Annotated in this window: 14 protein-coding genes; 3 read left to right on the forward strand and 11 right to left on the reverse strand. The window is 42.1% G+C overall.

Going from position 1 to position 13,082, the window contains the following annotated elements:
* Positions 1 to 5 precede the first annotated feature (5 nt).
* From FWE37_06530 to FWE37_06555, 6 genes are all read right to left on the reverse strand, one after another.
* On the reverse strand, positions 6 to 1,154 hold the full coding sequence (locus FWE37_06530; protein ID MCL2520639.1) for a glycerate kinase: 1,149 nt from the start codon (positions 1,152 to 1,154) through the stop codon (positions 6 to 8).
* 112 nt (positions 1,155 to 1,266) lie between these two features.
* Complete coding sequence (locus FWE37_06535; GenBank protein MCL2520640.1) at positions 1,267 to 2,529, reverse strand: SLC13 family permease; 1,263 nt, start codon at positions 2,527 to 2,529, stop codon at positions 1,267 to 1,269.
* A gap of 224 nt (positions 2,530 to 2,753) precedes the next feature.
* Positions 2,754 to 3,275, reverse strand: a complete 522-nt coding sequence (locus tag FWE37_06540; GenBank protein MCL2520641.1) for a hypothetical protein — start codon at positions 3,273 to 3,275, stop codon at positions 2,754 to 2,756.
* A 129-nt stretch (positions 3,276 to 3,404) separates the two neighbouring features.
* The gene (locus tag FWE37_06545; GenBank protein MCL2520642.1) at positions 3,405 to 3,857 is read right to left on the reverse strand and encodes a hypothetical protein; all 453 of its coding nucleotides are present in this window, start codon (positions 3,855 to 3,857) and stop codon (positions 3,405 to 3,407) included.
* Complete coding sequence (locus tag FWE37_06550; GenBank protein MCL2520643.1) at positions 3,832 to 4,014, reverse strand: hypothetical protein; 183 nt, start codon at positions 4,012 to 4,014, stop codon at positions 3,832 to 3,834. Before FWE37_06550 ends, FWE37_06545 begins: the two co-directional genes overlap by 26 nt.
* Positions 4,011 to 4,379, reverse strand: coding sequence for a YraN family protein (locus FWE37_06555; GenBank protein MCL2520644.1), 369 nt, complete (start codon positions 4,377 to 4,379; stop codon positions 4,011 to 4,013). The genes FWE37_06550 and FWE37_06555 overlap by 4 nt, the downstream gene beginning before the upstream one ends.
* A gap of 177 nt (positions 4,380 to 4,556) precedes the next feature.
* On the opposite strand from FWE37_06555, the gene FWE37_06560 reads away from it, so the two are divergent.
* Positions 4,557 to 5,090 carry a glutathione peroxidase gene (locus FWE37_06560; GenBank protein MCL2520645.1) on the forward strand — a complete coding sequence of 178 codons (534 nt, stop codon included), beginning with the start codon at positions 4,557 to 4,559 and terminating at the stop codon, positions 5,088 to 5,090.
* A gap of 114 nt (positions 5,091 to 5,204) precedes the next feature.
* On the opposite strand, the gene FWE37_06565 is transcribed toward FWE37_06560, so the two are convergent.
* Positions 5,205 to 6,068: an RNA polymerase sigma factor RpoD/SigA gene (locus FWE37_06565; GenBank protein ID MCL2520646.1), complete on the reverse strand. Its 864-nt coding sequence runs from the start codon at positions 6,066 to 6,068 to the stop codon at positions 5,205 to 5,207.
* A gap of 372 nt (positions 6,069 to 6,440) precedes the next feature.
* Between FWE37_06565 and FWE37_06570 the strand changes: the two genes are divergently transcribed.
* The gene (locus tag FWE37_06570; GenBank protein MCL2520647.1) at positions 6,441 to 6,731 is read left to right on the forward strand and encodes an RNA-binding protein; all 291 of its coding nucleotides are present in this window, start codon (positions 6,441 to 6,443) and stop codon (positions 6,729 to 6,731) included.
* 69 nt (positions 6,732 to 6,800) lie between these two features.
* Here FWE37_06570 and FWE37_06575 read toward each other — a convergent pair whose 3' ends face one another.
* Entirely contained in the window at positions 6,801 to 7,769 is a 969-nt protein-coding gene (locus tag FWE37_06575; protein ID MCL2520648.1) for a hypothetical protein, read from the reverse strand.
* A 409-nt stretch (positions 7,770 to 8,178) separates the two neighbouring features.
* On the opposite strand from FWE37_06575, the gene FWE37_06580 reads away from it, so the two are divergent.
* The gene (locus FWE37_06580) at positions 8,179 to 9,315 is read left to right on the forward strand and encodes a hypothetical protein (protein MCL2520649.1); all 1,137 of its coding nucleotides are present in this window, start codon (positions 8,179 to 8,181) and stop codon (positions 9,313 to 9,315) included.
* Positions 9,316 to 9,380: 65 nt separating this feature from the next.
* Here the strand turns inward: FWE37_06580 and murJ are convergent, their stop codons facing one another.
* The 3 genes from murJ to asnS form a co-directional block, all read right to left on the reverse strand.
* Positions 9,381 to 10,961: a murein biosynthesis integral membrane protein MurJ gene (gene murJ / locus FWE37_06585; protein ID MCL2520650.1), complete on the reverse strand. Its 1,581-nt coding sequence runs from the start codon at positions 10,959 to 10,961 to the stop codon at positions 9,381 to 9,383.
* Positions 10,962 to 11,059: 98 nt separating this feature from the next.
* Positions 11,060 to 11,413 carry a hypothetical protein gene (locus FWE37_06590; GenBank protein MCL2520651.1) on the reverse strand — a complete coding sequence of 118 codons (354 nt, stop codon included), beginning with the start codon at positions 11,411 to 11,413 and terminating at the stop codon, positions 11,060 to 11,062.
* A gap of 63 nt (positions 11,414 to 11,476) precedes the next feature.
* Complete coding sequence (asnS, locus tag FWE37_06595; GenBank protein ID MCL2520652.1) at positions 11,477 to 12,865, reverse strand: asparagine--tRNA ligase; 1,389 nt, start codon at positions 12,863 to 12,865, stop codon at positions 11,477 to 11,479.
* Positions 12,866 to 13,082 lie beyond the last annotated feature (217 nt).

A 13,082-nucleotide genomic window follows, 5' to 3' on the forward strand; every position in this document is an offset into this window, starting at 1 on the left:
AAAAATTAATCAATTTTTAAGCCGCCGGTAGCTTTAATTAATCTCGCCACGTTCTCGCTGCAATTTGCTAAATTTTTAAAGCCGTCTTTTAAGGCCTCTTCTAGTGAAACTGCGCCCGGTACTATGGAAAAAATAGCATCAAAGCCATGTTCATACAAAGTTTCGGCCTCTTTACCAATTGTACCTACTAAGGCGATAACCGGTAAATTATACTTTTTAGCTACCTGAGCCACGCCGTAAGGAGTTTTGCCAAAGCGGGTTTGAAAATCCATACCGCCTTCAGCGGTGATGACAAGGTTGGCATTCTTTATGGTTTCTTCAAGGTTAGCGGCTTTTGCCACAATATTTACCCCGCGCTCTAACTTAGCATTAGCAAAGGCCATTAAGCCGCCGCCAATCCCGCCGGCTGCACCGGCGCCGGGCGCTTCTTCTATATCTTTACCTAGCTGACTTTTAATAATACCGGCTAAATGCTTTAAGTTGGCATCTAACAGTTCTACGCCTTCTGGAGTGGCACCTTTTTGCGGGCCAAAGGTACGGCTGGCACCGCGCGGGCCGGTAAGCGGGTTATCTACATCGCAGGCAGCGGTAATGGTTACCTTGCTTAAACGATTGTCCAGCCGGCTTAAATCAATTTTGACCAGCTTGCCTAATTCGCCGCCGCCAAAGGCGAGCTCTTTGCCCTCTTTATCATAAAAGTGGCCGCCTAAAGCCTGCACCATACCTACGCCGCCATCGTTAGTAGCGCTGCCGCCGATGGTTACTAAAAAGTTGGTGGCCCCTTTATCTAAGGCGGCTTTAATAAGCTGGCCTGTACCATAGGTGGTGGTGATAAGCGGGTTGCGCTCTTCGCGCGGTACTAAAGCTAGGCCGCTGGTCTTGGCCATTTCGATAACGGCCGTTTGGCCATCACCTAAAATAGCATAAACCGCTTTAATGGGCTTACCTAAAGGGTCAAGCGTTTCGGCCTCGTAGATATGGCCGCCGCGTGCACTCACTAGGGCCTCCATTGTACCTTCGCCGCCATCAGCCATCGGTACTTTAGCATAGGTAGCTTGCGAAAAAATTTTTTTAAAGCCCTCTTCAATAGCTCTGCAAGCTTCTTCGGCTGTTAAGCTTTCTTTAAAGGAGTCGGGCGCTATAACTATTTTCATATTTATTTCCTTAATAATAATATTTAATTACTTCTGTTAAAGTAAAAATTGTAACCACGAAACACACTAAAATAGTTAATTTTTCGTGTGTTTCGTGCCTTTCGTGGTTTCCTTAACCTATAACGAAACCAAAGACACCAAAAATCATAGTGGAGACAAAGGTAAGCACAAGCCCTACCGCACTTTCATAAGGGATAACCTTAAGCCTGTCCTTAATATCCATATTAACGCTGCCGCCGGTGGCATGAAAAAAGCTGCCATGAGGGAGGTGGTCGAGCACCGTAGCGCCGGAGAGAATCATTGCACCGGCGCTAACGGGAGCTATGCCGGCGGCGAGTAAGGTTTCGCCAAAGACAGCGCTGCCCACAATAGTACCGGAGGTTGTTGAAGCGGTAGCTGCCGACATTACTATACCGGCCAGCGGTGCGAGCAAGAAAGCCGGAGCGCCGGTCATGGCTAAAAAGTTGGTAAAAACATCGCGCAGCTCGCTGTTGGCAATAATACCGGCTAAGGTACCTGTACCAATCATAAAGATAGCGACAAAGCTCATACGGGCAATACCGGTAGCACAGTATTTGTTAATGTGTTTAATTTTACCCATAGATAAAGCGCCCATCACACCGCCCACCGGTAAGGCCACTAAGGGGTCTATGATGATATTAAAGGTAGGGCGTAAAGCTAATAAGCCTATAGCTACCACAGGAGCAACCAACGAGGCCCATAGAGGGGGCATAGCTTTTTCTTCTTGTTCACTAACATCATTAGGCAAAAGCTGAGCGCCTTTTTTAGAGAGAAAAGTGGCGATAACAATAGAAAAAACAATCCCAAAGATGGCAGGAATAATACCGGCAGCCATAATACTGGTTAAGGGCACCTCAAAGGTATCGGCAGCCGCTATCGATTGAGGGTTAGGGCTAATAACGTTGCCGCTTTTTCCGCCGCCAATCATAGCCACCAAAATACCGGTTTTACTAATATTAGCTTGTTTGGCCACCATTAAGGCGATGGGCGCTATAGTAATAACGGCAATATCGATAAATACGCCAACGGCAGTTAAGGCAGCGGCAGCTAAAACAAGGCAGATAATCGCCCGGCTTTGGCCAAGCGCCCGCACAATGGTAGTAGCTATTCTGGCGGCAGCGCCACTTTCGATAAGCACACCGGCTAAAACACCAGCCATTAAGATACGCAAGATGGCTGGAATCATACCTTGCGTGCCGCTAATCATTAATGAGACGGTTTGTACTAAGCTTAAGCCGCCCACTAAGCCGCCCACCACACTACCCAGCACTAAAGCATAAGCCGGGTGAACCTTTTTGATAATTAAAAAAATAGCAATGGCTAAAGCAACCAATGCACCCCAAATAGAAACCATATTGTAATCTCCTTAAACTTTGATGTTAAAGTGTAAGCTGGTTTTTGAAAGTTGTCAAATCTTTTTTATAACTATTTAGTGCATTTGTATTATAACAGGCAATATGTAGAAAGGGTGTTTAGAGGTGTCTTAAAATATTAAAAAGCCTATTTACTGCCGCTAAACCAAGCTTAGCAACAACAAATAGACTAATATGTTAAAAACTAGGTACTGAAACTAATTTATTAAAACCACCAGCGAATACCAAGCGTACCGCCAATGTTAAAATAAATATTATCGGTACCAAAACCGTTAGGAGCATGCTCGCCAAAATAAAGCTGTAAGCCAAGTCGAGGGTCGAGCGAGAGAAAAATATCTAAGTGGTTAATCAGCAAAAAGCGTAACCCAAGCGAAGCACGGCCGCCAAACGAAAGGCCGGTATAACCAAAATCGCCGGTCCAACTAGAAAAACCGGCTTCTAGGCCGGGAGCGGCATAAAATTGTAACCAATCGATAAAATCGTGGCTATATAAATGCCATTTATAATGACCGCCAACGCTAAAAAAGTTTTCGCGGATATTAAGCGAGATAGCCGCAGTAGCATCGGGGTTACGCATATTACCAAAACCTAAGCTAAGGCCTGCTCCGCCAAAACCGGCGCCATCACCTCTGTACCAACCGGCACCGGTTTCTATACCAATACCAAAAGCATGGGCATTTACGGCTCCAAAAGTAGCTATGGCTAATACCATAAGTAATTTTTTCATTTTTTTACTCCTTTATTACTTTTTACCTTTATTTAAAGTAACATAATTTTTAGCTTAATACAACTATTTAGGCAATTTTTTTAAGGTTGCCGGCTAATAACCATAAACAGTAACCTTTACACAACTTATTTAACTAATTTTGCTGGAAGCTATAATAAAACTAGGCGTTATGGCATATTCTTTACGCCACACCTCTATTAATTCTTTGGTTTTTTCTTCGTAGTTAATCCGTCTTTTTATCACAAAAGAGCCGGCTTTCCCTTTTATCTCAGTTATTACGGCAAAACCGCCGCCGCCTAAATAAATAATTTTTTCACCTTCGGCCAGTTGTTCACGGGCATTAAGCTCTTTAAGCACACAATCAAAATGAGCAGCCTGACCGCTAGCGCCTAGCCCTATAGCTTGCATAACTTCTTTAATTTCTAGCTTACAGCTAGCACAATAAAGAGGTTCGTGCTCTTTTTTGGGTGCTGCATAATGTTCGCGGCGGGTATTGTCGGCAGCTTTTTTTTTGTATTTAACCTTGCCGCCGCGTTTTTTGCGGCCGGCACTTTGGTTATTGTTTTCGTTTTTTGCTAACATCTTCTTCCATATTAATACCATTCCACTGCAAAAAACCATGTGCTAGGGTGGTGGCAATACCGGCAACTGCGGTATCTAAATAAGTGGCAGAGTTAATCTTCTGCTTTAATTCGGCAATCTTTTCGGGATTGCTTGGTTTAGCGATGCGAGAGCTCATAGCGGAGTTCCGTCTCCTTCAAAGGCGTTTTTAATGTAATGCAGCTCGCCCGTCTTCCTTGACAAAAAAGCTACATCAAAACGCAAAGCAAGCTTTGCGTAAGCAGGGTGCTGCTCCACAAACTCTAAAGCCGTTAACATAATATTACGCATTTTACGCTTATTTATGGCGTACTCCATGTCTTCGTAACTATAAGTTAACCAGCTTTTTACCTCAATAAAAACTAGGCAGTCTTCTTCCCTTGTTATTATATCGACCTCTCCCCGTCTGCTCTTAAAGTTTCGGGCAATAATTTTTAACCCGTTACTTTTTAAGTAGTTACAGACTTTTTCTTCGCCTTCATTACCTTTTTGCTTATTTGTCATAACACTTTATTATTCGGGCAAAGGTTCAAATTTTTTGACTATTTATTAATTAAAGTTTGCTAAAGTTTGGCCGAAAGACAATGCCAACCCGCCTAAAAGCCACCCATATCGGCGGCACATTTGACATTCATCGGCATTTATTTTACATTAAGCAAAGCATTTTAAAAGGAGAATAAGATGAGTATTTATAATTTTAATATTAATAAAGCAGATGGCAGCCCGCTTAACTTAGGGCAATATAAAGGCCACGTGCTCCTGTTAGTAAATACCGCCAGCAAATGTGGCTTTACCCCGCAATTTGCCGGACTAGAAAAGCTTTATCAAGATTATGCTGCTAAAGGCTTTAGCATTATTGGTTTTCCTTGCAGCCAATTTATGAACCAAGAGCTTGCCGGTGCCGGCGAAGCCGAAAGTTTTTGCCGGCTAAATTATGGCGTTACCTTTCCTATTGCTCAAAAAATTGAGGTAAACGGCCCTAATGCCGACCCGCTTTTTACCTACCTTAAAGAACATAGTACTATGAAAGATTACAAAAAGTTAGGCTTAAAAGCTAAATTTTTAACATTGTTTTCTAAAAAGAATGCCGCCGCTAACGATATTAAGTGGAATTTTACCAAATTTTTAATTGATAAAGACGGCCAAATAGTAGAACGTTTTGAGCCTACCGAAACTCCAAAAGTGATAGAGGAAAAACTTAAAACCTTATTATAGTAAAAATTAAAAGGTGAAAATTATTTTTCACCTTTTAATCCAAAAGTTGTATTTGGTTATCTAACATTAGTAAATATATTTATTACAGCGCTACACAAGATGCGGGCTAACCCGCTAAGCTACAAAGGCCTCTAACCTTCTTCGGCGGGTAGGGTGCTGTAGCCGTGCCAAAGCCTTTTTTTCTATTTGCCTTATCCGCTCTTTAGTTAAGTTAAAACGCTCGCCAATATCTTTTAAGCTCATAGCTTCTTTGCCATTTAAGCCAAAACGCAGCTCTAAAATACGGGCTTCTCTTTGGGTAAGGAAAGAAGAAAGCATAGCGTTTATCTCTACTTTAAGCTCGGCTTGCTCCGTTAGCTCTTGCGGCGTGGCATAATAATTGTCGGGGATAAACTCGCCTAAGGTAGAAGAGCTATCGCTGTCGATTCTCGTTGGGGCATCTAGGCTTACCGTGCCGCGCGCCACATTAAGCAGCAGTTGTACGGTATCTTTATTAAGGCCAAGCAGCTGGGCAATTTCTTCGGCTTCCGGCTCTTTCCCGCTATTAGCTAGGCTTTTACGCACTTTTTCAATTTGTACCAGTTCGTTAGCCCTATTTTGCGGCAGCCTGATGCTACGTGCTTTTTCGCCTAAAGCCTTCATTATGGCCTGCCTAATCCACCACACAGCGTAAGAGATAAAATGAAAGCCCTGTTCGGGGTCAAAGCGGTCGATAGCTTGCAGTAAGCCTAAGTTGCCTTCGCTAATTAAATCGGCCAGCGACATACCTTGATTTTGAAACTTTTTAGCCACGTTTACCACAAAACGCAGGTGCGATTTAGCCAATAATGCCCGTGCCTCTTCATCGCCGGCTTTAGCTAGCTTGGCTATGGCAATTTCTTCTTCGTGGCTAAGCAGTTTAATTTCGTTTATCTCTTTTAAATAAAGAGATAAAGCATTTTCGTCTTCATCGTATTTAATCTTTTTACTGTTTTTCATAATACACTCCTTAACTAGCTTTTGCTAGCCCACTATTAATACTGCAAAAAGCGTGCCAACCGGCATTGGTGAACAAATAAGAATTAAGAGTAAATAATTGAGCTAGCATGGGTAATTTTGTCGCACGAAACAAAAATAGCCAAAAATTGCGACATTTTGACCAAAAATTAATTTTTTTAATTTTTTTTTCAACAAATTTTAACAACTTTGTTATTTTACATTGACGAATTAGCACTTTTAGCTTACTATAAACTAAGATATTTTTTGTTCACAAAGTATATTAACAATTAAGCGGCATTTTTTAGCTTACTCTTAATTAAAGTATTTTTGTTTGCATAAGGTAGCTAATTTTTATTTAAGGTTGTGTATTGTATGAGTAACAAAATTTATGTTGGTAATATGAATTACCAAACCCGTGAAGAACATTTGCGTAGCTTGTTCGAAGCTTATGGCGAGGTATTATCTATACATTTTGTCAAAGATCGTGAAACCGGTCGCTTTCGAGGCTTTGCCTTTGTTGAGTTAGATTCACCGGAGGCAGTAGCCGATGCCGAACGCGGTCTTGATGGCAAAGAGGTTGATGGCCGCCAGCTTAGGGTAAAAAAGGCCGATGAACGTCCTCCCCGCCCTAATAATAATCGTGAAAGACATTACGATAATTAATTATAGTTAAAAAGCGGGGTACACCCGCTTTTTTATTAACTTTGCTATAAAATTATCCATTAAAAATATTTAGCGGCGGCCGGCCAATATTAGAGCAAAATCGCGCTCAAAGCTTTCATAAAAACCGTATTCATCAAAAAATGGCTGCCTAAATTGGCTTTCGGCGCGTATCTGCCATTGCCCGGCTTCCGGGCGTAAGCGTATACGGTTTAGGAGGACCCGGCTTTGGCCAACTTCGCCCACCGCTGCTAGCGATAGCGCTAAAAAGTAGTAACTTCTAAAAAAATCGCTTTCTATAAGGTATTGGTGCATTTCGTGGTAAGATAAAGCCATATCCAGTAGCTCCTCTAGGCCGGTAAACCGATAGCTGGGGCGGTAAAATTGCAAATGGCTTATGAGCATCGATGATTTAACAACCATAGCATATAAAAAGTTTTCTATGGCTTGCATAGCTTCGGCCGGGCTGCCCATACGATAAAAAGCTAAAGCTTGCATTTCTACCGCTAATAAGCTGGGGTTTACTTCCCAGCGGTAAAGCTCTATCACCCTATTTAAACCTTCGCGCATTAAAATTTGTCCGGCTTGCTCACGCTGCCGCCTCAGGGTAGTAAAGTTATAGTCATCAAAGTCGCGCCTTTCAATATCGGTGAGCACCGCCAAATAAAGGCCGTATTCCTCGCGCATCAAATAAAGCTCCGCTAAAGCATAAAGGTATTTAGTGCGTAAAAGGTAGGTACTATCTTCGTCTATGGCCCTTTCAAGGTGCCGTTCGGCTAAGGTAAGCTCGTTTTGTGCCCGGTAAATTAAACCCATTAAGTAGCTGGCTTCGCTAAAACGGCTGCCGTTGTATTGCCAAGCCCGCTGGGCAAAAATTAAGGCATCACCCAGCCGCCTATTTTCAAAGTTGCTCCAAGCTAAACTTAACAAAATATTAGGTTCGGTAATGTTATTAATTTGTTCGCGGTTACGCTCAAAAGCTGTTTGGGCGTTTAAGGTATAACTTAGCAGTAATAAACTAATTAAAATTTTTTTGGCCATAATCTTTACTACTTATCGGCTTTTTATAAGTGAAAGCTGAAAAATGAAAGGTAAAAAATTATAGCCAAAAGCTAATAAGGGAATGGCTTCCGCATCATTAGTATCGAGCAAATAAACATAGTTAGCGGCTATGGTTAAGGCATTTAGTTAATAATTATTAACTGCTATTTTAGTATAATACAGCAAAATAAAGCTGTCAAGAAATATTAAAATATTTATAATAGGTTTTATTAAAAATTATCAATAATTTTTATTGACAGAAATTTTATCTGTGCTACTATCAAGGGAGTAAAATTTTTTTATTTTAACAAAACTCTCTGTGCTTTTTTATGGCTCTAAGTTACTTGCCTATCTTCTTTAATTATACTTTGTTATATAAGCACATCTATAAAAAAATTTAGGAGGAATTATGACTTTAAAACGTATAGCTTTGGTTTTAATAGCTATTACTTTGTTAGCTTTTGCGGCTTGCAATAAACGAGGGGGCTCGGGCAGCTCGAGCGGGAATGGCACTTCAGTAGGCAGTTTACCGCCAAGTACTTTTGCTTTACCGACGCGTTCAAGCATTATCGATGCGGTGGTAGCGGCTGGCGGAACTGATGTAATGGTTACCGGCTATAGCGTTAATGGCAGTGCGGTAACCGATGGCAGCTCGGTATTAGGTGATAGCCCTATTGCCCTTATTGTAGCGTACGATTACGATATATTACTCAATCATGGGGTATCTAACACCGTTGTTCGTACCTACATTGGTGGATTGTTTAGTAATTTTACCAATGTATCTATTGTTGCTAACGGTACTAATATCCGCTCCTCTTCAGCGTTACTTAATCTGCCAACTCAAGTTCAAATTGTTACGGCTACCAATACCGCTATTTCTACCGCTTCCACTCAGCTTGGCGTAACGCTCGGAGTAATAGACATGAGCCGTTTTCTTTATACCGTGGGTGATATACCAACTGCGGGAGGAGGAACAACTGCGGGAAGCAACCCTATTGTTGTGGTTATTAGGTACAGTTTTTATGGGCCTACTACCCAGCCTACCCTTGCTATTCAAGAGGCGGTAGCCGAATTATTTAACAGTGGGTTTAGGAACGTAAGCATAGATGTAAGCGGTATCAATGTTTCTTCATTGGATATGGGGAACGTTTTGGCACCGGGGCAAGGCCCGCAAGGGGGTGTAACTTATGGAACTTATGACGCGCAAGCCCTTAACTGGACAAGAAACTTTCCCGGCGGCAGCGGCCAATGGTTAGCTCCCGAATTGGCCGGTAAATACCTTCGTTCGGGAACGGCGGTAAACTCTATGCAGCGCTATTACATTTTTATGTTTTTGTCGGCCTCGCAAATCCGTGAGTACGAAATTTTAGTTGCCGACTGGAATAGCTTTAATAATTTACAAGGTGTTACCACACGCGATTTTGCCTGGAATGGCAGCAGCTTAAGCTTTGTTGCCGGCTCGCAGGTTAACAATATTCCTATAGCCGATGCCTTTAACCAAATTCATAGCCTTTATAACACGGTGGTGTTGCCCAGCCAGCCATAACCGGTAATTATTTATTAAAAAAGCTAAGGTAATCTCATTAAGGTTACCTTAGTTTTAATTACCGGCTATCTGCGTAAGCCTTCTATTAATTTTATTTTTAATAATTTGTACATAATTAAAATGCAGGCACTCATTGTTAAGCCAAAGATAGCCAATAAGCCAAAGGTAGCAAGGCTAGATGATTGTTGCCACCATTCTACCCCTAGCAGTTGCTTTAAGGCTAAATAAACGCCAAAAGCTGTTAAACAGGCGATTAAGACTTTAATAAAATCGCGGGTAAGTTTGGCTAGCCCTAAGCTGCCGTATTTAAAGCGGGCTATAGTGGTTAAAATAATAAAAGCTAGAAAAAAGGCGGCGCTATTGGCGTAAGCTAAGCCGGCTACCCTTAGCGGAGTGGTTATTAAAATTAAACTTAATATAATATCTAGCCCGCAAGCTAGCGCAGCGCTAATAAGCGGCATATTAAAGCTTTTTTTACTGTAATAATAACGCACAATAAAGTTATAGGCGGCTACAAAAAACATACCCACACAAAAACCCACTAACACTCGGCCGGCCATAAGAGCATTAGCCGGTAAAAAAGCCCCACGCATTAAGGCTACGCTAATAATTTCGCGGGCCAGCAGGCTCATTATTAAAGCCGCCGGCATAAGTAGGTATAGTAAAAGCTTAAGCCCGCTTAACAAACTGTCGTTAAGGGCTTCGTGATTACCGCGCTCGGCTTCGCGGCTCATTTGCGGAAAGTACACCGTATTAACACTAGCCGAAAAAATACCGTAAGGCAGCTGAAAAAAAACAATAGCATTAGCTAATGCACTGGCCGAGCCGCTCTCTAAGCCGCTGGCTAAAAAGAAAGCCACTTGCTGGTTTATGGCCAAAATACTGCCAGTTATCAGTACCGGTAACCAATGTTTTAGGACTGCCCTAAAGCTGGGATTGTTAAAGGCAAAGTTAGGCAGCAAATAGTAACCTAATCTTTTGTAGGGTATGGCCTGCATAAGCAGCTGCACAAAGCCGCCGGTAATGACCCCTAAAGCCATGCTGTAAGGCCCTAAATATTGATGAGTAAGCAAAATAACGGCTATCATTATTACCGAAAAAGCAATGGGTGAAAGCGCCGCCACTAAAAAGCGGTTATAACTATTAAGCACAGCCATAAAGATGGCGGCAATACTTACCAAAAGTAAATAAGGCATAAAATACCTAAAAATTACGCCGGCCAACAGCATTTCGTGAGGGTTAGGAAAGCGTACAAATATCCTTACCACATAAGGGCTAAAGATGATAGCTAAAATAATTAAAGGGACCAATACCACATATTGAAAAGCCAGTATTTGCCGGCTTAACTTTTTAGCGGCATCTTTGTTATTATTGGCTAGGTGTTTGTTAAGTTCGGGGATAAAAGCCGATGATAACGCTCCTTCGGCCATAAGTTTACGTAAGTTATTAGGGATAGAAAAAAGAGCATTAAGTACATCGGCCAATCCTTGCGCCCCAAAAACGGCATTAATAACGGCTATTTTAACAAAGCCAAGCAGGCGGCTGGCTAAGGTGCATAACATAACTAAATAGGTAGCTAAGCTGCGCTGGCGTTGAGATTGATCTGGGAGCGGTTCGCCGTTAGGTGGGGTGGGCTCTTTTGGCATAAAGTAAGTGTAGCATAAAAAGGAGTAATTAAACTACCACTTTGGCAGCCGTAGCGGCGGCAAAATTTATGAAACCTGCCTAAAGCACATAATTATGATTAATAATTTAAAGTAGTAGCCCTTCTAAGCCCAATTATATCTTTTGCTGCCAGCTTTGTGCCTTTAAACTCGATAACGGCTAAATTGGTAAGGCTGCTTACATCTAAGCTGGTTATAGCAGTTAGATATTCTAAGCCGGCTGCATTACTAATGTTAGTAATAACAAGTTCGCCGCCGATATTAGTTAAAGCGTCGCTTAACGGCCGCCCTGTGCGGGCGGCGTTATTACCTAACTTTTGGGCAACAATGTTCCGCAAAGCTTCATCAGGAAAAAGACTATTAAGAGAGGCATCAGCGACTACCGGTAACCCTCTGTTTATACTTATATCAATGCAGCCTAAAAAGATTAACAACAAAGGCGTCAATAAAAATTTTTTTTCATAAAAGGCATTTTTCTAAGTTTAATAATTGCACCACTAATACTCACACAGCTTAGGCGCACGTGGGAACGGTATTACATCGCGCATATTAGCCATACCGGTTACATACATTAAAAACCTTTCCAGCCCAAGCCCAAAGCCGCTGTGCGGTACACTGCCGTATTTACGTAAATCTAGGTACCAGCTATAGTCATCTGGGTTAAGGCCGCATTGGTTAATACGTTGCAGTAAGGTGTCGTAATTATCTTCACGCTCGCTGCCGCCAATAATTTCTCCCACGCCGGGCACCAATATATCCATACCTCGCACCGTTTTGCCATCGTCATTCAGTTTCATATAAAAACTTTTAATATCTTTAGGGTAATCGGTTACAATAACCGGCCCTTTGATAAGCTCTTCGGTAAGGTAACGCTCGTGCTCGCTCTTAAGGTCTAGCCCCCAGCCTAGCGGGAACTCAAACTTTTTACCGCTTTTTTCTAATAATTCAACGGCCTGCGTATAGGTGATGACCTCAAAGGCGCTGGCGGCCACCTTGCGCAGCTCATCAATAATGCCGGGCTTAATACGTTGGTCAAAAAAAGCCATATCTTCGGCGCTATTTGTCAGTAAATCGTTAATAAGGTACTTTAAAAATTCTTCAGCTATGGCAATGTTACCTTTAATATCGCAAAAGGCCAATTCGGGCTCTACCATCCAAAACTCGGCCAAATGGCGTACGGTATTGCTGTTCTCGGCCCGAAAAGTGGGGCCAAAGGTGTATACATCACCCAGCGCTAGGCAGTAAGCCTCTACGTTAAGCTGGCCGGATACCGTTAAATGCGCCTTTTTACCAAAAAAATCTTTACTATAATCAACTTCGCCTTTAAGTTTATCCAGCGGTAAGGTGGTTAGCTGAAACATTTCGCCGGCGCCTTCGGCATCACTGCCGGTAATAATAGGGGTGTGGATATAATTAAACCCTTTACTCTGAAAAAAGTTATGAATAGCATAACTTACTTTGTTGCGCACACGCATAACGGCCCCAAAGGTGTTGCTGCGGCCGCGCAGGTGGGCAATTTCGCGCAAAAACTCCATACTGGTAGCTTTTTTTTGCAAAGGGTAATCGCTGGGAGCAATACCCAGCACCTTAAGGCTATCTACTACCAGCTCCACACTTTGTCCTTTAGCGGGGCTTTCTTGCAGCCGGCCTACGGCCATAAGGCTGGCGCCGGTGCTAATTTTGTTAAATTCATCTTTTAAATTATCGTTTAAATTATTTTTATCTATAATAAGCTGCAAGTTGCTTAAGCAGCTGCCATCGTTAAGGGCAATAAAACTGGTTTGGGCTCCATCACGTACGGTACGTGCCCAGCCGTAAATGGTAAGCTGTTTACCAAGATAGCTGCTATCGTGCAGTAAAGAAATTATTTTTATTCGGTCTTTCATCATAGTTAATTATAGCAGGTAGCCAAATAATTAGCAAGCTGGCCTAATATTAGGTAACTATCCTTTTATAGACACCAATAGTATTTATAGATGGCTAGCTAGTCTAGCAATTTTATCTAGCCAAACCAACCTTAAAAAATATCAAAAAAAATTAAACTTTCTCCTCAAGTGAAGAATTAACAACCCGTAATTGAGTAGTGGTAACTGAAAAGTGAAA

This window comes from Spirochaetaceae bacterium (genome assembly GCA_009784515.1).
Lineage (GTDB): Bacteria > Spirochaetota > Spirochaetia > WRBN01 > WRBN01 > WRBN01.

Excerpts from the sequence above, each read along its gene's own strand:
- FWE37_06560 (MCL2520645.1), top strand. The coding sequence starts at position 4,557 with ATGAGTATTTATAATTTTAATATTAATAAAGCAGATGGCAGCCCGCTT.
- FWE37_06570 (MCL2520647.1), top strand. The coding sequence starts at position 6,441 with ATGAGTAACAAAATTTATGTTGGTAATATGAATTACCAAACCCGTGAA.
- FWE37_06535 (MCL2520640.1), bottom strand. The coding sequence starts at position 2,529 with ATGGTTTCTATTTGGGGTGCATTGGTTGCTTTAGCCATTGCTATTTTT.
- FWE37_06555 (MCL2520644.1), bottom strand. The coding sequence starts at position 4,379 with ATGACAAATAAGCAAAAAGGTAATGAAGGCGAAGAAAAAGTCTGTAAC.
- FWE37_06575 (MCL2520648.1), bottom strand. The coding sequence starts at position 7,769 with ATGGCCAAAAAAATTTTAATTAGTTTATTACTGCTAAGTTATACCTTA.
- FWE37_06550 (MCL2520643.1), bottom strand. The coding sequence starts at position 4,014 with ATGAGCTCTCGCATCGCTAAACCAAGCAATCCCGAAAAGATTGCCGAA.
- asnS (MCL2520652.1), bottom strand. The coding sequence starts at position 12,865 with ATGAAAGACCGAATAAAAATAATTTCTTTACTGCACGATAGCAGCTAT.
- FWE37_06530 (MCL2520639.1), bottom strand. The coding sequence starts at position 1,154 with ATGAAAATAGTTATAGCGCCCGACTCCTTTAAAGAAAGCTTAACAGCC.
- FWE37_06580 (MCL2520649.1), top strand. The coding sequence starts at position 8,179 with ATGACTTTAAAACGTATAGCTTTGGTTTTAATAGCTATTACTTTGTTA.
- FWE37_06540 (MCL2520641.1), bottom strand. The coding sequence starts at position 3,275 with ATGAAAAAATTACTTATGGTATTAGCCATAGCTACTTTTGGAGCCGTA.
- FWE37_06545 (MCL2520642.1), bottom strand. The coding sequence starts at position 3,857 with ATGTTAGCAAAAAACGAAAACAATAACCAAAGTGCCGGCCGCAAAAAA.
- murJ (MCL2520650.1), bottom strand. The coding sequence starts at position 10,961 with ATGCCAAAAGAGCCCACCCCACCTAACGGCGAACCGCTCCCAGATCAA.
- FWE37_06565 (MCL2520646.1), bottom strand. The coding sequence starts at position 6,068 with ATGAAAAACAGTAAAAAGATTAAATACGATGAAGACGAAAATGCTTTA.